Here is a 17,850-nt window from a genome sequence, read left to right as displayed (position 1 = left end):
GTTGTGCCTAAAGCCTTCAAATCAGGCGGCGCCACTCTTGATGCATGACGCTCACCGACCACACTTCAGGAACCCTGCAGGACGCCGCGGTGGCGCCGCCGGGCCTTCCCTCCCCGGGACGTGCCGTACGGCGCGCCCCCGTGGACACCCGCACCGCAGTCCCCGTCCTTGATGTCACCATCCCCGTCTTCAACGAGGAGCGCGACCTTGAGGAATGCCTCCGCAGGCTCCACGGACACCTGCGCGACACCTTTCCGCACAGCTTCCGGATCACCGTGGCGGACAACGCCAGCACGGACGGGACCCTGACGATCGCCGAACGGCTGGCCCGCGAGTTCCCGGAGGTCGCCGTGGTCCACCTCGATGAGAAGGGCCGGGGGAACGCGCTGCGCAAGGTATGGCTCGCGTCCCCGTCGCCGGTCCTGGCCTACATGGATGTGGACCTTTCCACCGACCTGGCAGCCCTGCCCCCGTTGCTGGCCCCCCTGATTTCCGGCCATTCCGACCTTGCAATCGGCACCCGGCTGACCCGCAACTCCCGGGTTGTCCGCGGACCCAAGCGGGAGTTCATCTCGCGCAGCTACAACCTGATGCTCCACTCGCTGATGGCAGCCCGGTTCAGTGACGCCCAGTGCGGGTTCAAGGCCATCCGGGCCGACGTCGCGCAGCAGATCCTCCCCTACACCGTTGACAATTCCTGGTTCTTCGACACCGAGCTGCTGGTCCTGGCTGAGCGCTGCGGCCTGCGCGTCCACGAAGTTCCCGTGGACTGGGTCGACGATCCCGACTCCAGCGTGGACGTGGTCCGCACGGCGCTGGCCGACGTCCGCGGAATGGCCCGGCTCACCAGGGACCTGGTCTACGGCCGCATCCCGGTTCCGGAACTGCGCGCCGCCCTTGCCAGGGGTCCGCTCCCGGCGTCGTCCCGGGCTGGCGAACAGACCCGCGGCAGCAGCCTCTTCGGCCAACTGGTCCGGTTCGCCGCCATCGGCGCGGCCTCAACGCTGGCCTACCTGCTGATCTTCCTGTTCTGCCGGGGTTTCATGGATCCGCAGCTGGCCAACTTCCTGGCCCTGCTGGTCACGGCCGTGGCCAATACCGGGGCCAATCGGCGCTTCACGTTCGGGATCCAGGGCGGAAACCCGGTCCGGCACCATTTTGAGGGTTTGATTGTGTTCGGCATCGGCCTGGTGCTCACCTCCGGGGCGCTCGCCCTGGTCCACCGGACCACGACGCCCGACCGGTGGATGGAAGTCCTCACCGTGGTCGCGGCGAACCTGGCGGCCACGGCAGTGCGGTTCCTGCTGTTCCGGCTCTGGGTCTTCCGGGGAGCCGGCACCAACAAGACAACCCACGCCACCACCTCCACAGAAACGGGTGCACCATGACCTCCACCATCTCACCGGCAGGCGCCGGCTCAACTGCCGCACCGCTGCCCGCAAACGCCGGTGGGCCGGCCACTGCCACAGGAGCTCCACAACCCACCCCGCGCTGGACGCGCTACGCGTTCGGCAGCCAACCGCGCTGGGTGCGCCCCTCGGCCGCCGCGCTCCTGGTGGCCACGGCGGTCCTGTACCTGTGGAACCTTGCAGCGACCGGCTACGGGAACTCGTTCTACGCCGCCGCCATCCAGGCGGGCACCAAGGACTGGACCGCGTTCCTCTTCGGATCGCTCGACGCCGGAAACGCCATCACGGTGGACAAGCCCCCGGCGGCACTGTGGATTCCAGCCCTGGCGGGCCGCATGTTCGGATTCTCGTCCCTCAGCATGCTGGTGCCCGAGGCACTCATGGGCGTGGCCGCCGTCGGCGTCCTCTACCTGGCGGTCAAGAGGGTCTCAGGACCGGCCGCAGGCCTGCTGGCCGGCGGAGCGCTGGCGCTGACGCCAGTGGCTGCGCTCATGTTCAAGTTCAACAACCCCGACGCCATGCTCACCCTGTGCCTGGTGCTGGCGGCGTACTTCACCATCCGGGCCATCGAACGGGCTGGCTGGAAGTGGCTTGTTGCGGCCGGAGCCGTGATCGGGCTGGCTTTCCTCACCAAGATGCTGCAGGGCTTCCTGGTCGTTCCGGCGCTGGGACTGGCCTACCTGTGGGCCGCCCCTACCCCGATCGGCCGCCGGTTGGCACACCTCATGGGCGCACTGGGAGGCATCATCGTGGTGGCCGGCAGCTACATCGCCCTCTTCCAGCTGACCCCGGCTTCAGCCCGCCCGTACATGGCCGGGTCCACCACCAACAGCTTCCTGGAGCTGACCTTCGGCTACAACGGCCTGGCCCGCATCACCGGCTCGGGTGAAGGCATGCCCGGCGGCGGAGCGGCCGGCGGGCCCGGCGGCGGTTTCGGCGGCGGCAACAGTGGATTCGGCGGCGCTGCTGGCCTGCTGCGGATGTTCGGGACGAGCTTTGGCGGCGAAGTGTCCTGGCTGCTGCCCGCCGCCCTCGTCCTGCTGGTTGCCGGCCTCTGGTTCACCCGGAGGGAAGTCCGCACCTCGATGGGCCGCGCGTCGCTGATCCTGTGGGGCGGCTGGCTCCTGGTCACCGCGGGTGTGTTCAGCTTCATGAGCGGCATTGTCCACCCCTACTACTCTGTGGCGCTGGCACCGGGGATCGCGGCACTGGTGGGAACCGGTGCCGTGGAACTCTGGCGCGGCCGGGCGTCCTGGCCGGCCAGGATTGTCCTGGCCGCAACGGTCCTGGGCACCTCCATCTGGTCGGCTGTCCTCCTGGGCCGCGACGCGTACTGGCTCCCCTGGCTGCGCATCGTCGTCATCGTCCTTGGCGTCCTTGCCGCCGCCGGCCTGCTGCTCCGCGTTGACGGCCTCGGCACCGCCGGACGGTTCCGGCGCGCGGGCGCTGCCGCCGTCGTCGTCGTATCCCTCCTGGCCGGAGGACTCGGGGCGGGTGCCTGGACCGTGGCCACCGCAGCGTCCGCGCATTCGGGTTCCATTCCGACGTCGGGGCCTGCAGGTTCGGCGACAGGCGGCTTTGGGAACCGGGCAGCTGGTTTCCGCGGCGACCGCACCGGCGGCACGGACGCCGCCACCGGAACCGACAGGTTTGACCCCGCAAACGGGTTTGACCCCGCAAATGGAATGGGCGGCGCAGCCGACGGCGCCGGTGGTCCCGGCGGGGCCGGCGGCCCCGGTGAGGGAACGGCCGATGCCGCGGTGACCGCGCTGCTCTCCTCCACCACCACGAAGTGGTCCGCGATCGTCTCCGGCGCCAGCCAGGCAGCAAGCCTGGAACTTGCCACGAACACCAACGTCATCGCGCTCGGCGGCTGGAACGGCGGGGATCCGTACCCCACGCTCGCCCAGTTCCAGGACATGGTGTCCAAGGGTGAGATCGGATATTACATCCAGGGCGGCGGCATGGGTGGCGGGATGGGCGGCCGGGGCGGCAACTCGGAGGTGGCGGCCTGGGTGCAGGCCAACTTCCAGGCCCAGACCGTGGGCAATTCCACCGTCTACGACCTGGCCAAGTAGCCCGCCATGGCCAGCCGCTACCCCAGCTCCATGACTTCAGGCCCAACAACCGGGTCCACGCGCCCCCGCCTGCATCACGCGTCGGGAGGGGGCGGGGCCACCACGGCCCGGGGGACCAGGCCCGGCAGCCGGCGCCGGGATCCCCTCGGCCGACGGCGGAACCTCGAACTGGCAGCGGTGCTGGCGGGCACGGCGGCGCTGTACTTGTGGAATCTCGGGGCGTCCGGCTGGGCCAACGCCTTCTACTCCGCCGCGGCCCAGGCGGGTTCGCAGGACTGGACGGCCTGGTTCTTCGGTTCCTCGGACGCTGCCAACTCCATCACGGTGGACAAGCCGCCGGCGTCCCTGTGGGTCATGGGGTTGTCGGTCCGGCTGTTTGGGCTGAACCCGTGGAGCATCCTGGTTCCTCAGGCGCTGATGGGCGTAGCGGCCGCCTGGCTGCTCTACCTGTCCGTGCGCCGGACCGCGGTGCATGCCACCGGAGATGCCACCGCTGCCCACCGGGCGGGCTTGCTGGGAGCCGCGGTGTTGGCCCTCACCCCGGTTGCCACGCTGATGTTCCGGTTCAACAACCCGGATGCCCTGCTGGTGCTGCTCATGACGGCGGCCGCGTACGCGGTCCTCCGCGCGGTCCAGGAGGACCGGTTGCGCTGGCTCCTGCTGGCCGGGGTGTTTCTGGGCTTTGGATTCCTGACCAAGCAACTGCAGGTCCTGCTGGTGGTTCCCGGTTTTGCCGTGGCCTACGCGGTTGCGGGGCCGGGCAGGCTGGGCCGGCGCCTGCTGCGGTTGGCCGCGGCCGGGGCGGCGATGGTGGTTTCCGCGGGCTGGTGGCTCGTGGCCGTGCAGCTGACGCCGGCCGGCATGCGGCCCTACATCGGCGGTTCGCAGGACAACTCCATCCTGGAGCTGACCCTCGGCTACAACGGACTGGGCAGGCTGACGGGCGACGAAACGGGCAGCGTGGGCGGCGGCAACGGCTGGGGCGTTCCCGGCCTGTTCCGGATGTTCAACAACGAGTTCGGTGGCCAGATCGCCTGGCTGCTGCCTTCCGCCCTGATCCTTGCGGCCGGCCTGCTGTGGGTCGGCCGGCGGGCACCGCGGACGGATCCGGTGCGCGCGTCCGTGCTGGTCTGGGGCTCCTGGGTGCTGGTGACCGGCCTGGTGTTCAGCTTCATGGCGGGCATCATCCACCCCTACTACGCCGTGGCGCTGGCGCCGGGCATCGCCGGGCTGACCGGCCTGGGCGCAGTCCTGCTGTGGCAGCACAGGCAGCAGGCGGCCGCCGCAATCGTGCTCGGGGCCGCAGTGGCCGCGGCAGCCCTGACGGCGTTCTCCCTGCTGGGCACCACCTCGGCCTACGGTCCGTGGCTGCGCTGGGTGGTCCTTGCAGGCGGGCTGGCCGGGGCAGTAGGAGCCGGTTTCAGCAAGTTCCTGGGTATGCGTTCGGTGCAGCGGGCGACGGCGGCCCTGGCCATCACGGCGTCGCTCGCCGGACCGCTGGCCTACTCCATCTCCACGGCCTCCACACCGCACAGCGGGGCAATCGTCAGTGCCGGCCCCACGGCCGGCTTCGGCGTTGGGCCAGGTGGTGCTCCCGCCGGCGTCCGGAACAGCCGGAACGGGTCCGGCCCGAACAGCACCGGCGGTTCAGGTATTGCGGGGCAAGGCAACACAAACCCGGGCAGTGCGGGGCAGGGCTTCCGGCAGCCGAACGCCCAGGGCGGCGCGGGCTTCGCGGGTGGCCGCGGGGGTGGCGTGGGTGGCCTCCTGGGTGCGCCCACGCCGTCGGCTGACCTGGTCGCCGCGCTCAAGAGCAGCGCCTCAAGCTACACGTGGGCCGCGGCCGTGGTGGGCTCCAACAACGCCGCAGGTTACCAACTGGCAACGGAGCTGCCGGTCATGGCGGTGGGCGGCTTCAACGGCACCGACCCCTCCCCCACGTTGGCGCAGTTCCAGGACCTGGTAGCCCGGGGAGAGATCCATTACTTTATCGGTGGCGGAGCCATGCGCTCCACCACCGGTTCGGACGCTGCCACCCGGATCGCGGAGTGGGTGGCAGCCAATTTCACGTCGCAGATCATGGGCGGCACTACGGTCTACGAACTGACCGGCCACTAGCGGAGGACGCCCCGGGGACCCGGCCTTGGGCTGCATGATGCTCTGGCACGCGAGTGCCCGGGGTGAATGGTGCCCGGGGGCCCGGCAGTCCATTACGGGGATACTCCCGGCGCAGTCAGACAACCCGACGCGCTGCCGGCCGTGACTTCCGTTACCTAAATGTGACTTTCATTTAATCTTCCTGTACCGTCGATTGGGTGCGGTCCCCGTTCGGGCCGCATATCCCGGGTTGACGCCAAGCTCTGCCGCTTCCCCGGATTTCCGATTGAGCAACGGCAGAGGCGGGGGACCCACCGTCCCGGGCAATGATTGCCCTTGGGGTTAAGCCAGTACGTGATTTTTCCGTACGGCCGGATGCCCTCATCCGAACCCGACAGCTAACTCCGCAGGTGTGAGAGGCGATCAATCATGTCCAAAAACACGGCAGAAGCACGCCTGCATGCCAAGGCTAAACATAAGGCCACGCAGCAGGCAAAGAAAACCACCCTCGGCCGCAGGGCCGGAATCCTCGCAGTATCCTGCGCGGTGCTGGTTGGGGTCGGCGCAGCCGGCCAGGCCACCAGCAGCATGGCCCCGGTGTCATCGACCCAGGCAACCCAGGCAGCGTCCGATGCCCAGATGAGCATCGAGAAGAGCGAGATCCGCTCCAACCCGGTGGAGAGCCCCGCTCCCGCCGCAATCGCAGTGGCGCCCCAGGCGGCGGAGCCCGCTCCCGCGGCCCCGGCACCCGCCGCCCCCGCGCCGGCCGCGCCAGCGCCTGCACCGGCACCTGCACCCGAGCCCGCCCCGGCTCCTGAGCCGGCACCCGCCGTCGCGGTCAACGACCCCGCTGGCGCCCAGGCCTACGCCGCCAGCCAGCTGGCCACATTCGGCTGGGGACCGGACCAGATGCAGTGCCTGCAGACCCTGTGGACCAAGGAATCCGACTGGACCACCACGGCCACCAATCCCAGCAGCGGGGCGTACGGAATCGTCCAGTCCCTCCCGGCCGAGAAGATGGCCAGCTCCGGCGCGGACTACCTCACCAACTACCGCACCCAGATCAACTGGGGCCTGGATTACATCAAGAAGAGCTACCAGTCCCCCTGCGGCGCACTGAACTTCCACCTGGCGCACAACTGGTACTAGGCACCGCTCCCCTGCGGCTGCGCGTCGAAGGACCACCCTCCGCGGAGCCTGCCCTGCATTGACCGCGGCCGACGGCGCGTCCCTGCTCTCCGCCGTCGTACGCCTTGGGCAGGGGCACAGCAGAGCATTGCAGCATCACCACTGCCCGCATCCAAACGGATGCGGGCAGTGGTGTTTTAACCCCCTGCTGTCTTAACCCCGGGTTGAGCTGCAGTGCCCTATGGTGCGGACGTTAGGGTCGCGGTGGTTGGGGTTGCGGAGCCTGTGATTGCGGTGCTTTCGGTTGCGTCCGGCCCGGCGTTCCGCCACGGGATGTACTGGACGGACCACTTGTTGCCGTCCGGATCGGCGAAGTACACGAAGTGGCCCCACGGCAGCACTTCGATATCACTGACGTCCACACCGTTGTTCTTCAGGTGGTCGTGTGCGGCCTGGATGTCGTCCACCACCAGCTGCAGGTTTGACCCCGTGCCCGGAGTTGCGTCCACCAGCCCCTCCCCCAAACAGATGGAGCAGGCGGATCCGGGCGGCGTCAGCTGCACAAAGCGGATGTCGTCCGAAGGCCGCTCGTCATAGTCGGCGTTGAAGCCCACCCTGTTGACGTAGAAATCCTTGGCGCGGTCGACGTCGGACACGGGGACAAAGACAAGTTCGAGTTTCCAGTCCATCCGCACAGGCTAGCGGCGGTGATCCTGCCGGAAAAGGGGGAAGGCTACCCTGCGATGCCGTACAGGCGGTCGCCGGCATCGCCCAGGCCGGGAACGATGTAGGACTTCTCGTTGAGCTTCTCGTCGATGGAGGCCAGGACGATGTGCACGTTCGCGTCGCCCAGTTCCTCCTCCAGCTTGGCCAGGCCCTCCGGGGCCGCCAGCAGGCAGATGCAGGTGACGTCGGACGCGCCCCGCTTGAAGAGGAACTTGATGGCCTCGCGCAGAGTGCCGCCGGTGGCCAGCATGGGGTCCAGGACGAATACCTGGCGGCCGGTCAGGTCCTCCGGCAGGCGCTCCGCGTAGGTGATGATGTCCAGCGTCTCCTCGTCCCGGGCCATGCCCAGGAAGCCAACCTCGGCGGTGGGGACCAGCTTGGTCATGCCCTCCAGCATGCCCAGGCCTGCGCGCAGGATGGGGACTACCAGCGGGGTGGGCTTGGTGAACGCCGTGCCAATGGTGGTGCTGACGGGGGTTTCGATGGTGACGGGCTCCGTGCGGACCTCCCGCGTGGCTTCGTAGGCCAGCAGGGTCACCAGCTCTTCCGTCAGCTGGCGGAAGACCGGCGACGGCGTGTTCTTGTCCCGCAGGACGGTGAGCTTGTGGGCGACCAGGGGGTGGTCAACAACGAGAGTACGCATCCCCCAAAACTATCATCCGGCGGTGTCCTTGTTGTGGCTGCCGTGGGCATGCTCCTTGCCGTCCCCGCCGTGGTGGTGCACTTCCTCTGCCACCACGTCACGGACGATCGGACGGTCGAACGACGGAGCCGCACCGGCGTGCTCCCGCCTGCGGACCAGGTGGAACAGCCTGTGGGCCAGTATCACGACGCCCACCCAGGTGAGGCCCAGCAGCCACCCTGCCATGACGTCCGTCAGCCAGTGGTGGCCTAGGAAGACGCGGCTGAGCCCCATGGCGATGATGAAAAGCGCGCCGGCCGTGATGGCGGTGACGCGCACCAGCATGGTGTTGAACTGGAGGCAGACGAGGTAGACCACCAGGCTGATCACCACGGTGGTATTCAGGGTGTGGCCGCTGGGGAAGGAGGGTGAATCCTCGTAGGGGGGCACCGCGTCCGCATGGTCCGGGCGGGTGCGGCCCACCAGTTTCTTGCCAAAGGTGGTGGCCATGATGGAGACCCCCGCCGCACCGCCGATCAGGACGAGCGGGCGCCAGTTCCGGCTGAGGAACGTCAGCCAGGCGGTCAGGATACTGGCAAGGATGGGCATGCCGATGCCGCCGCCGATGTTGGTGAAGCCAGTAACGAACGCATCAAGTCCGGGGCTGCGCAGGCTCTCGGCCAGGGCCAGGGCAGGCTTGTCCAGGTTGGCCAGGCCGGCAGAATCCACCACGTTGTCGTACACCTCGGCACCCAGCAGTGCCAGGGACACGATGATGACGCCGCCCACAAGGATGGTGAGGACGAGCGCCGCGTAAGGTTTGAACCAGAGACCTAGCCGATCCCGAAGAGTGTCCATGGTGCCTCCCGGCATCCGTAAGTAACCTGAGTATCCCCGAAACTATCATTGAGCCATGCCGTTGCCCGAAAAGAAACATGATGCCTGGATGGGCCTTGCCTTGGCGGAAGCCCGCAGGGCACTCGCCACGGAGGATGTTCCCATCGGCGCCGTGGTGATAGGGCCCGACGGCGGGGTGCTGGGTTCCGGCCGGAACCAGCGGGAGGAACTGGGCGACCCTACGGCCCATGCCGAGGTGGTAGCCATCCGTGAAGCGGCGGCACGGCTGCAGGAACGGGCACGGCTCGACGGCGGCCGCGGCGACGGGTGGCGGTTGTCCGACTGCACGCTGGTGGTCACGCTGGAACCCTGCGCGATGTGTGCCGGAGCGATTGTCCTGGCCCGGATCCCGCGGGTGGTGTTCGGGGCGTGGGACGAGAAGGCCGGCGCCGCAGGGTCGGTGTTCGACATCCTCCGCGAACGCCGGCTCAACCACTGGGTTGAGGTGTATCCGGGAGTCCGCGAGGATGAGTGCGCCGTGTTGCTGCGCGGGTTTTTCGCCGGGCACCGCGGAGCAGCCTCTAGTCCGGTTCCGCCAGCAGGGCCAGCACTCCCCTTGCCGTAGTACCCCAGTCCGGAAGGCGTGTCCGCGCCTCCAGCGCTGCTGCGCGCCAGCTTTCCCTCATGTCCGGGTCCTGCAGCCAGTGGCGCAGGACGCCGGCCAGCAGGCGCGGGCTCTCCTGACCACCTTCCGGAAGTGGCAGCGCTGCCCCGGGAAGCCGGGGTCCGCCGTCGGCCGCTGTTAATCCTGCCAGCCCCAGCGCCTCCTCCGCCCCTGTCCCTTCACGGACCAGGACCGGGATGCCGCGGGCCAGGGACTCGGTGACGGCCATGCCGAACGCCTCCTGCCGGGACACCAGGAGGCTGAGATCCGTCCGCGCCCATTCAGCTTCCAGTGCTTCGCCGGCGAGCTCACCGGTGAACCGCACCCGTTCCTGCAGCGAATTCTCCGTTATGGCAGCCCGGACTTCCCGCGCATAGTCGGGGTCCGCCCGGTCCGAGCCCACCAGGGACGCGGTCCAAGGGAGGTCCTGGACCAGGGCGAGTGCTTCCACCGCCAGCATCTGGTCCTTGTTGGGCAGCAAGGCGGCGACGACTGCCAGGTGCGGAGGCGTGGAACCGCCGGCCTGGGCTGCGGGGTCGACTCCGGGCAGGGCGACGTGTGCCCGCGGAAGCCCTCTTTCGGTCAGGACAGATGCGGCCCAGGTGCTGGTGCAGATCACACCGGCTGCTGCGCGGAGAGCCCTGGCCTCGTCTGCAAGGGCTGATTCGCCTGAACTTTCCGGCACCGGCATATGCACCAGCACCCATGTTTCCTGTCCCGCACGGGCCGCGGCTTCCAGCTCAGCCGGGGCACCAACGGCCACCAGCCCGTCGACGATTGCCACTGCCCGGCCGGGACCTCCCCCAGGTTCGCTTGCTTCGAGGAAGGTGCCCAGCCGGCGTCGTTCGGTGGCGCCGGCGTGCGGCCAGTCCCCTTCAACACTGATCACGTCCACCGCCGCGCCAAGTTCCCGCAACCCTGCAACCAGGCGGGCGTTGTAGACGTTGCCGCCTGAGCTGTGGCGGATGTTGCCGGGGACCAGCAGCCGGATGTGGCGCACGGTCAGGCGGTGAGGTCCAGGGAATAAGCGGCCCACGCGTCCGGATTCTCGCGCAGCGTGACGTCGAGGCCCGCGAGTTCGCGGCCGTCGTCGCTGTCCTTGATCCTGGCGGCGACTTCCTGGGCGATGTACTGGGCCAGCGCTTCCGTGGTGGTGAGCTTGCCGTCAAAATCCGGGTGCTCGTCGAGGTTGCGGTAGTTCAGGCCGGCCAGCACTTCCTCGATGATGGTTCCGGCGGCGCCGATGTCCAGGACGATCGCGTCATCGTTCAGGGCACGGCGACGGAAGGTCACCTCGGCGACGAAGGTTGCCCCGTGGAGCCCCTGGGCCGGGCCGAACGCTTCACGCGGAAGACTGTGGGCAATCATGAAGTGGCGGCGGACTGTCAGGCTGAACATGGGTTACCTCAAGTTCTCGGAGTGGTGAGCGGCTGGAGTGGGTGCTTGGTTGGTGGCGGGGTACTCGACGACGTGGCACAGCGCTTCCAGGGTGCCGTCCGCCAGGCTTTGGACGACGCCGGGCAGGTCCTCGAACTTGGAAGAGCCTGTCAGGAATGCGTCGAAGACGGGATCCTCCAGCAGGGACACGGCCAGGTCCAGGCGGTCCGCATTGGTGCGGCGGTGGCGCCGGGCACGCGCCACCATGCCCACCTGGCTGGCCCTGATGGACAACCGCCTTGCGTGGAAGTCCTCCCCCAGCGGGACAGTGACTTCCCGATTGGCGTACCAGGACATTTCGATGACGTCGCCTTCGTCGCCGACCAGCTGCAGGCTGCGTTCGAGGCCTTCCTGCGAGGCCGAGCAGTGCAACACGATGTCGCAGTCGTCCAGGGCGTCGTCGGGGTGTGCAAAGTCCACGCCCAGGGTGTCCGCGAGCTGCTTCCTGCCGGGATCCAGGTCCACCAGCTGAAGGCGTTGCAGCGGAAAAGTGCGCAGGAGCGTGGCCACCATGCCGCCCACCAGGCCTGCACCGACGACGGCAACCCTGTCCCCGAGCCGCGGCCCGGCTTCCCACAGGGCGTTGACTGCTGTTTCCACCGTCCCGGTGAGGACCGCACGCCGGGAGGGGACGTCGTCGGGAATCCTGGTCAAGGACTCCACCGGAACCACGTAGAGGTCCTGGTGCGGGTTCAGGCAAAAGACGCGCTGGCCTTTCCACCCCTCGGGCCCTTCCTCCACGATGCCGACAGACAGGTAGCCAAATTTCACCGGCCCGGGGAACTGGCCTTCCTGGTGCGGCGCCCGCATTTCCTCCGCGACCCGTGGCGGCACTGCCCCGGCGTGGACCACCATTTCCGTGCCCTTGCTGATACCGGAGTAGAGGGCACGGACCAGCGCTTCGCCGGGCCCCGGGGCCCGCACGTCCTCGGTTCTGAGTTCGCCGTGCTCCTTGGCAGTGGTCCAGTATGCGGTTGCGTGGATGGGAGTCTGTGAATTTGTCATCTTGCTGATGAATCTAACCGGACGCGCAGGGACGGGGAAAGTCCGACGCCGCGTGGCAGGGTTCATTGCTTCACGAGACAAGGTGCTGGAGGAGCGCTTCTTCGAGGAGGCTGCGCTCTTCGGCAAGGCTCGGTTCTCCAGGCACCACCCCTTCGGCCGGCATGATGTGCCCACCTGGCAGGTACCTTTCACCTTGCAGGAATCCCGAGGGCCAGCGAGGTGGTTCCCAGTCCTGGTGTTCGCTTTGGTAGTGGCGGCCGGTGGGTGAGGTCCAGCCGGGTGGTTCGTTCTTGGTGGCGGGGGTGGGTTTCCAGGCGGTGGTGTGGCGGAGTTTGTGGTGTTTCGGGCAGGGCTGTCCCAGGTTGCTGATTCCGGTGGTGCCGCCCTTGGCCCAGGCGAGGATGTGGTCGGCGTCGTTGTCCAGGGAGTTGTTGCTGCAGCCCGGGAACGGGCATTTGCCGTCCCGCAGCCGCAGCCAGGACCGCATCGCGCCGGTGACCCGGTAGCTTGTCCGGCCGATCTCCAACGGTGCCCCGTCCCGAGGATCCACCAACACCCGGTAGAACGAGCCAGCACCGGAGGCGACGAGTGCCCGGGCCATTGACGGCGGGATGGGACCGTACCCGTCCAGCATCGCCGGTTCATCGGTCTGGCCCATCAGCGAGAACGCCGGGACCGTGACCAGCACCTGCGCGCGGATACCCGACGACGGCTGGTCGGTTCCGGCACCGTTGCCGGTGCTGTTGCCGGTGCTGTTGCCGCCGTTCGGTGTGCCATTGGTGAGGATCGCTTCGGTGAAGGTGTCCGCCCGGAGTTGGGGCATGCTGCGGGGCTCGTCCGGTCCCTGCATGCCCCGGGCGGCGGCGGTGAGCCGGTTCCACCCGGCCAGGGCCTGGTCCGCGGGCAGATACGCGGACAGCCAGGCCATCCCGTCCTGGTCCGGCCGGAACTCCACCCGCCGGTCAGCGACCCCTTTGGCGTGGCGTTGTTCGATGGACCCGGCCTGGTGGCGTTCCCGCCAGGTACGGGCCTTGGCCTTGAACCGGTGCGCCGGCAACCCACCCACCGGGCACCCCCTCGCCCGGTCCGGGGCGTCCGGGTCCAGGAAATGCGCTTCCAACGCCGCAGCCCCATCAGGATCAAGGCACGCTGTCTCGTCCGCCATCACCACCGCGTGGCTCCAGGAGATCGCCCCGGCCTGCAACGCCTCCAACGTCCGCGGCAACGTCGCCGTGACAGCGTGCGAGGTGACCAGGAACGACGACGACGCCCGCGGCCCCAGGGCCAGCACGCATCCGATCTCCGCCGCGACCGCCATCTCCTGCGCACGCACCGGAACATCCGGGCCCGCAACAACGTGGGCGCTCTCCGCATACCCAACGGCAGCCTTGGCCTTCAACCCTGCGATCCCGGCTTCAACCTCACGGGAACCGGCCAGAATCTCCAGGCAACCATCCGCCAAACCAGCGAGAGGGTCAGCCGCAGAAAAAGGCACCGCACCGGCCCCGTCCACCTCGGCATTCAGCACAGCAAGGGCAGCACGGATCTCCCCGAACGCCCTCACCACCGCTGCCTTCCCCATAAACCCATCATGGCAAGGGGGTCTGACAATCAAGACCGGACGCCGGACACTGGCTGGTGGTACGCACGTTTTGGGGATGCAGGCCTTGCTCCGGTACCCTATTGAGGTTGGTGACGTGTCCGAGCGGCCGAAGGTGCAACACTCGAAATGTTGTTTGGTGTAAAAGCCAACGTGGGTTCAAATCCCACCGTCACCGCCAGATAGAAAGGCCCTGCTTCCCTTGTAGAAGGGAAGCAGGGCCTTTCTTCATCCCGGGAAAGGTGCCCCCGAGTGACGCCATGATGTGGACTACCGCTTGGTCGGCGACGAAAGCCTCAGCGGGTCGGATCGATCATCGTCATGCCCGCAACGTTGGCGGTATCAAGCCGGGGCAGCATTTCGGCAGCCTCCTCCAGACCAATCACGCGTTCGATCAACTTCTGCGGTTCGAGCGCTCCTGACTCAATCAAGGCGAGCATTCCGGGGTAGTCCGCAGCGGCCATCCCGTGGCTTCCAAAGACGTCCAGTTCCCACGCAATCACCCGCGCCATGGGCACACGGGGGTGGCCTTCCACGGGCGGCAGGAGCCCGATCTGGACGTGCCGCCCCCGGCGGCGCAGGCTCAGGAGTGCGTCGGCGCACGTCTGTTCGCTGCCGACGGCGTCGACCGAGACATGGCTACCTCCCGTGAGCGCGTGCACCTGTGCCGGAACGTCTGAACCGTCTGCAACCAGGACGTGGTCCGCGCCGAGGCGCGCAGCCACCTCAAGGGCGGCCGGGTTCCGGTCAACAGCAATCACTTTGCCGCCGAGGGCCTTGGCGATCATGACGGTGCTGAGCCCCACGCCGCCTGCCCCGATGACGGTAACCCACTCATCGGCATTAAGGTCGGCCCGGCCGGTCAGCGCACGGTAGGCAGTGGCGAACCGGCATCCCAGGCTGGCGGCTGCCTCGAAGCTGACGCCCTCGGGAATTGCCACGAGATTGGTGTCCGCCGCGTGGATCACCACCTGCCCGGCAAACGAACCCCAGTGCGTGAAGCCAGGCTGTTGCTGCTCCGGGCAAACCTGCGCATTGCCGCTGAGGCACCACTCGCACGCGCCACAGCCCTCGACGAATGGTGCGGTAACCCGGTCGCCGGCCGTCCACTTCGTCACTCCCGGGCCAACACTGGCAACGACACCGGCGAATTCGTGGCCCGGGACATGCGGCAGCGCTATATCGTCATGTCCTGCCCAGGCATGCCAGTCGCTGCGGCAGAGCCCCGTCGCAACGACGCTGATGACGACGCCGCCCACCGGCACCTCAGGCTCTCCAACCTCCCGGACGGCCAGCGGCCCTGCAATCTGGTCCAAGACAATCGCGCGCACATGACCTCCACATATCGACGTTGTGCCGCCCGCATCCCTGAGCGGCTCCGGCCGACATCTTCCCACGCGGCGCCGATGCGCTGAAAAACCTCCCCAAGATCACGCCCGGGCCACGGCGTGACGCCGGGGGCCGTCGTCGGGCCTGTCCCAAACCGCGCGCCCCAAAAGGCGCGGCGGTCAGAGAAGCCGCTGGTACATGCGGTGATCCTGCCACTGGCCGGCGATCCGAAGGTAGGCGCGCGCGGTGCCGTAGGCCTCAAAGCCGTTCTTTTCCAGCACCCTCTGCGATGCCATATTGTGCACCAGGGTGGCTGCTTCGAGGCGGTGGAGGCCGAGCCCATCTTTCGCGATGTCGGTTGCCGCGGCCACTGCTGCCGTCATGAGCCCCCGGCCCTGGACAGACTGGGCGATCCAGTAGCCCAGGTGGGCGTTCTGGAAGGCGCCCCGGACGATCGAACTGAGCGTCAGGAGTCCCAGAATGCCGTCTCCACCAGCCAGCACCATGGAAAGCGCTGTGCCTGCGTCAAGATCATCCCGCCTTCTCCTGATCAGCTCGCGCTGGCCTTCAACGGTATAGAACTCCTCTGCCCTGACCGGTTCCCACGGGGCAAGGTGGGAACGGTTGGCCTGGAGCGCCCCAGCCAGGGGTCCTGCGTCGGCAGCCTGCACGGGACGGAGAACGGTGCCGTCAGCGAGTTCACAGGAGAAGTCCACTGGTTCAGGCTACACAGCCGGAAAAGCGCGCCGCAGGGGCCCACCATGTGTCCCGGGCCAGCACTTTGCCCCTGGCCAGCAATGAGTCCCTGCTGCCGCTGCACCAATTGTCGTCACCATCAGGCAGAATGGGCCTGAATTAGTCCAAGCTCTGGAATACAAGTCCTCAATGAGAATCCAGGACGGGAATGAACGAATTCTTTACTTCTTCTTTCGACAAGGGCGTGCTGCGGTTGCAGTGGAGCCCCGAAGTCCTCATAACCTATGACATTGCCGTCCGGGCGGCGCGGGTCCTGGAAGGCCTCAGCGGCGGCCGGGTCCTGCCTCTTCTTGTTGACCTCGCGGGGGTTGCGGCATTGACGCCCGAGGCCAGGGCCGGGATGAACGCCTACCGCGGGTTCTCCGCCGTCGCCCTCATTGGCGATGGCCCGATGGGCAAGGTTGTGGCGGCGTTTTCCCAGCGGTCCCTGACTCCCACGGCATACTTCACCAACGGCCCCGATGCCCTGCACTGGCTTTCGGAGCAGGGCAACCGGGCCGGCACGCCAGGCGAGGCGCTCCGCACTGACCGCTGAGGGCGCGGCTGTCACAGCTGTGCCGACGGCGGCGGCTTCCTTTGCGCGTCCCTTCCGGCGCGTTTTTTGATGCCCAACGGCATGGCACGATCCATGACGAGGTAGCCCGGCCGAAGGACGAAATCCATCAGTCGAAGACCCCATGGCCGTCCGGGGCCGGACCGGGTGCGGAGCAGCAGCCTGGTCCCCGCGTCCCCGGCATCATGGAGGACGAATTGCCAGGTCCCGGTGACCGTCCCAGGCGGCGCACCAGGGCTCAAGTCCAGGACCAGATGGCGGCAGCTCTCCATGTCCACAACACGCGGCCCGCTGCGTCCGCCCGGATAACCTTCCGGCGTGAAGGCAATGATGTCTCCCACCTGCAGGTCCTGCCACTCGGGGTGGATGCGGTCTGCATTCGTGACGCCCAAATGGAGCAGCCCGTTCTCCAGCCAGGTGTAGGAATACAGGCCCGCACGGTCCACCCCCATCTGCAGAAGCCATGGCCAGACTTCCTCCGGCGGGGCGGGGATGGTGACCGCCATGGTCTGCACTTCAGCCGGAGCAGGAATCAGTCCGTCGCCGGGAAGGGGCATCGATCTTTCCGGCTCCGTCGCTCCCCACGCACCCAGGGTGCGGGGCAGGAGACCATGCGTAATGAAACCGTCCGCGGCAGCGAAGCCGAAAACCGCCGGCAACCAAGGACGGAAACCAGCGGAGCGCGAACCAGCAAAGCGCAAACGACCACTTGCCCGGTTCCCCCGCTGTGATGGCTTTACGGTAGCCAGGAAACCCGGCATCAGGCTGGTCATGGCGTCTCTCCTCCGCGATCGGATGCAAGGAGCATATGGACAGGGTTCCCCGGGGACCCAGAGTCCAAAGCCCTCCCCGTACCGGCGCCCACACTCCACGGCTGATATGCGCCCAATGCTTGACGGTCCCGTCCGGCACACGCTAGAAAGTAAGTAGCCTTATCATTTCCCAATGATGCACAACCGTTCCGCAAAAGGAGGACATGCCATGAGCGACAAGCCGGGGAACCAGACCCCCAACACGCCTGATGTGAGTGAAACCGAACTGCGCAACAAGAAGGTGGACGAACTCCGCAAGGATGCCAAGCAGGAGCACATCGCCGGCGCTTCGGGCATGCGCAAGGAAGAACTTGTGAAAGAGGTGGCCCAGGCCCGGCAGGAGGACGCGGATAACGGCCGGGGCCGCAACAGCCGCTCCGGGGCGGACGACGAAGAAGACCTGGGAGCCGGCCCCGACGGCGGCAGGGTCCGCCATGGCGACGACTCGTCCAAGTCGTTGAAGTACTCGCAGGAAATTACGTCCATCGAGGAGGAGCCAGAGCGCGAAGGACGCAGCCTCGCGACCACACACCATGAGGTCATCAGGCAGTGGGCGGAAGAACGCGGCGGCGTTCCGGCGACTGTTGACGGCACGGAACACGGAGACCACCTGGGCGTCCTGCGCATCGACTTCAGGGAGAAGGACGCGAACCTTCGCGAAGTCAGCTGGGAGGAGTGGTTCAAGACGTTTGACGACCGCGGGCTCAACTTCATCTACCAGGAACAGAGGTCCGATGGGAGACAGTCCAACTTCTTCCGGCTGGAGAATCCGGAGCGTGAAGACGCCTAGGGGGACC

Annotated in this window: 17 protein-coding genes, 1 tRNA gene and 1 riboswitch; of the genes, 8 read left to right on the top strand and 10 right to left on the bottom strand. The window is 67.5% G+C overall.

What is annotated here, in order from left to right:
- Positions 1 to 44 precede the first annotated feature (44 nt).
- From LDO22_RS17415 to LDO22_RS17400, 4 genes are all read left to right on the top strand, one after another.
- On the top strand, positions 45 to 1,388 hold the full coding sequence (locus tag LDO22_RS17415; protein WP_224024906.1) for a glycosyltransferase: 1,344 nt from the start codon (positions 45 to 47) through the stop codon (positions 1,386 to 1,388).
- Positions 1,385 to 3,487 (top strand): glycosyltransferase family 39 protein, encoded by a 2,103-nt coding sequence (locus LDO22_RS17410; RefSeq protein WP_224024905.1) that lies wholly within the window; start codon positions 1,385 to 1,387, stop codon positions 3,485 to 3,487. Before LDO22_RS17415 ends, LDO22_RS17410 begins: the two co-directional genes overlap by 4 nt.
- Before the next feature lie 6 nt (positions 3,488 to 3,493).
- Entirely contained in the window at positions 3,494 to 5,605 is a 2,112-nt protein-coding gene (locus LDO22_RS17405; protein ID WP_224024903.1) for a glycosyltransferase family 39 protein, read from the top strand.
- Positions 5,606 to 5,846: 241 nt separating this feature from the next.
- A riboswitch (cyclic di-AMP (ydaO/yuaA leader) is annotated at positions 5,847 to 6,008 on the top strand.
- Between the two features lie 5 nt (positions 6,009 to 6,013).
- Positions 6,014 to 6,733: a hypothetical protein gene (locus LDO22_RS17400; RefSeq protein ID WP_224024901.1), complete on the top strand. Its 720-nt coding sequence runs from the start codon at positions 6,014 to 6,016 to the stop codon at positions 6,731 to 6,733.
- A gap of 218 nt (positions 6,734 to 6,951) precedes the next feature.
- On the opposite strand, the gene LDO22_RS17395 is transcribed toward LDO22_RS17400, so the two are convergent.
- The 3 genes from LDO22_RS17395 to LDO22_RS17385 are packed head-to-tail and all read right to left on the bottom strand — an operon-like array spanning position 6,952 to position 8,918.
- Positions 6,952 to 7,401 carry a glyoxalase superfamily protein gene (locus LDO22_RS17395; RefSeq protein ID WP_224024899.1) on the bottom strand — a complete coding sequence of 150 codons (450 nt, stop codon included), beginning with the start codon at positions 7,399 to 7,401 and terminating at the stop codon, positions 6,952 to 6,954.
- 44 nt (positions 7,402 to 7,445) lie between these two features.
- On the bottom strand, positions 7,446 to 8,081 hold the full coding sequence (gene upp, locus LDO22_RS17390) for a uracil phosphoribosyltransferase (protein ID WP_141158139.1): 636 nt from the start codon (positions 8,079 to 8,081) through the stop codon (positions 7,446 to 7,448).
- A 12-nt stretch (positions 8,082 to 8,093) separates the two neighbouring features.
- Positions 8,094 to 8,918 (bottom strand): phosphatase PAP2 family protein, encoded by an 825-nt coding sequence (locus LDO22_RS17385; RefSeq protein ID WP_224024897.1) that lies wholly within the window; start codon positions 8,916 to 8,918, stop codon positions 8,094 to 8,096.
- A 55-nt stretch (positions 8,919 to 8,973) separates the two neighbouring features.
- Between LDO22_RS17385 and LDO22_RS17380 the strand changes: the two genes are divergently transcribed.
- Positions 8,974 to 9,522, top strand: coding sequence for a nucleoside deaminase (locus LDO22_RS17380; protein ID WP_224024895.1), 549 nt, complete (start codon positions 8,974 to 8,976; stop codon positions 9,520 to 9,522).
- On the opposite strand, the gene LDO22_RS17375 is transcribed toward LDO22_RS17380, so the two are convergent.
- The 4 genes from LDO22_RS17375 to LDO22_RS17360 all read right to left on the bottom strand — a co-directional run bounded on the left by LDO22_RS17375 (position 9,479) and on the right by LDO22_RS17360 (position 13,585).
- Entirely contained in the window at positions 9,479 to 10,561 is a 1,083-nt protein-coding gene (locus LDO22_RS17375) for a glycosyltransferase family 4 protein (RefSeq protein WP_224024893.1), read from the bottom strand. The genes LDO22_RS17380 and LDO22_RS17375 overlap by 44 nt on opposite strands.
- 2 nt (positions 10,562 to 10,563) lie before the next feature.
- Complete coding sequence (locus tag LDO22_RS17370; protein WP_224024891.1) at positions 10,564 to 10,959, bottom strand: 6-carboxytetrahydropterin synthase; 396 nt, start codon at positions 10,957 to 10,959, stop codon at positions 10,564 to 10,566.
- A gap of 3 nt (positions 10,960 to 10,962) precedes the next feature.
- Positions 10,963 to 12,003 (bottom strand): zinc-binding alcohol dehydrogenase, encoded by a 1,041-nt coding sequence (locus LDO22_RS17365; protein ID WP_224024889.1) that lies wholly within the window; start codon positions 12,001 to 12,003, stop codon positions 10,963 to 10,965.
- Between the two features lie 70 nt (positions 12,004 to 12,073).
- On the bottom strand, positions 12,074 to 13,585 hold the full coding sequence (locus tag LDO22_RS17360; RefSeq protein WP_224024887.1) for an HNH endonuclease signature motif containing protein: 1,512 nt from the start codon (positions 13,583 to 13,585) through the stop codon (positions 12,074 to 12,076).
- 109 nt (positions 13,586 to 13,694) lie between these two features.
- On the opposite strand from LDO22_RS17360, the gene LDO22_RS17355 reads away from it, so the two are divergent.
- Positions 13,695 to 13,784 (top strand) — tRNA-Ser (locus tag LDO22_RS17355).
- Between the two features lie 115 nt (positions 13,785 to 13,899).
- On the opposite strand, the gene LDO22_RS17350 is transcribed toward LDO22_RS17355, so the two are convergent.
- Together LDO22_RS17350 and LDO22_RS17345 are read right to left on the bottom strand one after the other, a co-directional pair.
- Positions 13,900 to 14,934, bottom strand: coding sequence for a zinc-dependent alcohol dehydrogenase family protein (locus LDO22_RS17350; RefSeq protein ID WP_224024885.1), 1,035 nt, complete (start codon positions 14,932 to 14,934; stop codon positions 13,900 to 13,902).
- Positions 14,935 to 15,111: 177 nt separating this feature from the next.
- Positions 15,112 to 15,648, bottom strand: coding sequence for a GNAT family protein (locus LDO22_RS17345; protein ID WP_224024883.1), 537 nt, complete (start codon positions 15,646 to 15,648; stop codon positions 15,112 to 15,114).
- Between the two features lie 188 nt (positions 15,649 to 15,836).
- Between LDO22_RS17345 and LDO22_RS17340 the strand changes: the two genes are divergently transcribed.
- Positions 15,837 to 16,223: a hypothetical protein gene (locus LDO22_RS17340; protein WP_224024881.1), complete on the top strand. Its 387-nt coding sequence runs from the start codon at positions 15,837 to 15,839 to the stop codon at positions 16,221 to 16,223.
- An 11-nt stretch (positions 16,224 to 16,234) separates the two neighbouring features.
- Here LDO22_RS17340 and LDO22_RS17335 read toward each other — a convergent pair whose 3' ends face one another.
- Positions 16,235 to 16,798: a hypothetical protein gene (locus tag LDO22_RS17335; RefSeq protein ID WP_224024879.1), complete on the bottom strand. Its 564-nt coding sequence runs from the start codon at positions 16,796 to 16,798 to the stop codon at positions 16,235 to 16,237.
- A gap of 424 nt (positions 16,799 to 17,222) precedes the next feature.
- Between LDO22_RS17335 and LDO22_RS17330 the strand changes: the two genes are divergently transcribed.
- A complete protein-coding gene (locus tag LDO22_RS17330) occupies positions 17,223 to 17,843 on the top strand; it encodes a Rho termination factor N-terminal domain-containing protein (protein ID WP_224024877.1) in 621 nt (206 codons plus the stop codon).
- Positions 17,844 to 17,850: the final 7 nt, after the last annotated feature.

The organism is Arthrobacter sp. NicSoilC5 (assembly GCF_019977395.1).
Lineage (GTDB): Bacteria > Actinomycetota > Actinomycetes > Actinomycetales > Micrococcaceae > Arthrobacter.
The sequence above is the reverse complement of the archived record's forward strand: the minus strand, read 5'-3'. Positions and strand labels throughout refer to the sequence as shown.

Bases quoted from the DNA above. Each gene is read 5' to 3' on its own strand.
- LDO22_RS17360 (WP_224024887.1), bottom strand. From the start codon at position 13,585: ATGGGGAAGGCAGCGGTGGTGAGGGCGTTCGGGGAGATCCGTGCTGCC.
- upp (WP_141158139.1), bottom strand. From the start codon at position 8,081: ATGCGTACTCTCGTTGTTGACCACCCCCTGGTCGCCCACAAGCTCACC.
- LDO22_RS17335 (WP_224024879.1), bottom strand. From the start codon at position 16,798: ATGCCCCTTCCCGGCGACGGACTGATTCCTGCTCCGGCTGAAGTGCAG.
- LDO22_RS17370 (WP_224024891.1), bottom strand. From the start codon at position 10,959: ATGTTCAGCCTGACAGTCCGCCGCCACTTCATGATTGCCCACAGTCTT.
- LDO22_RS17385 (WP_224024897.1), bottom strand. From the start codon at position 8,918: ATGGACACTCTTCGGGATCGGCTAGGTCTCTGGTTCAAACCTTACGCG.
- LDO22_RS17415 (WP_224024906.1), top strand. From the start codon at position 45: ATGACGCTCACCGACCACACTTCAGGAACCCTGCAGGACGCCGCGGTG.
- LDO22_RS17410 (WP_224024905.1), top strand. From the start codon at position 1,385: ATGACCTCCACCATCTCACCGGCAGGCGCCGGCTCAACTGCCGCACCG.
- LDO22_RS17340 (WP_224024881.1), top strand. From the start codon at position 15,837: ATGAACGAATTCTTTACTTCTTCTTTCGACAAGGGCGTGCTGCGGTTG.
- LDO22_RS17400 (WP_224024901.1), top strand. From the start codon at position 6,014: ATGTCCAAAAACACGGCAGAAGCACGCCTGCATGCCAAGGCTAAACAT.
- LDO22_RS17330 (WP_224024877.1), top strand. From the start codon at position 17,223: ATGAGCGACAAGCCGGGGAACCAGACCCCCAACACGCCTGATGTGAGT.
- LDO22_RS17380 (WP_224024895.1), top strand. From the start codon at position 8,974: ATGCCGTTGCCCGAAAAGAAACATGATGCCTGGATGGGCCTTGCCTTG.
- LDO22_RS17405 (WP_224024903.1), top strand. From the start codon at position 3,494: ATGGCCAGCCGCTACCCCAGCTCCATGACTTCAGGCCCAACAACCGGG.
- LDO22_RS17395 (WP_224024899.1), bottom strand. From the start codon at position 7,401: ATGGACTGGAAACTCGAACTTGTCTTTGTCCCCGTGTCCGACGTCGAC.
- LDO22_RS17365 (WP_224024889.1), bottom strand. From the start codon at position 12,003: ATGACAAATTCACAGACTCCCATCCACGCAACCGCATACTGGACCACT.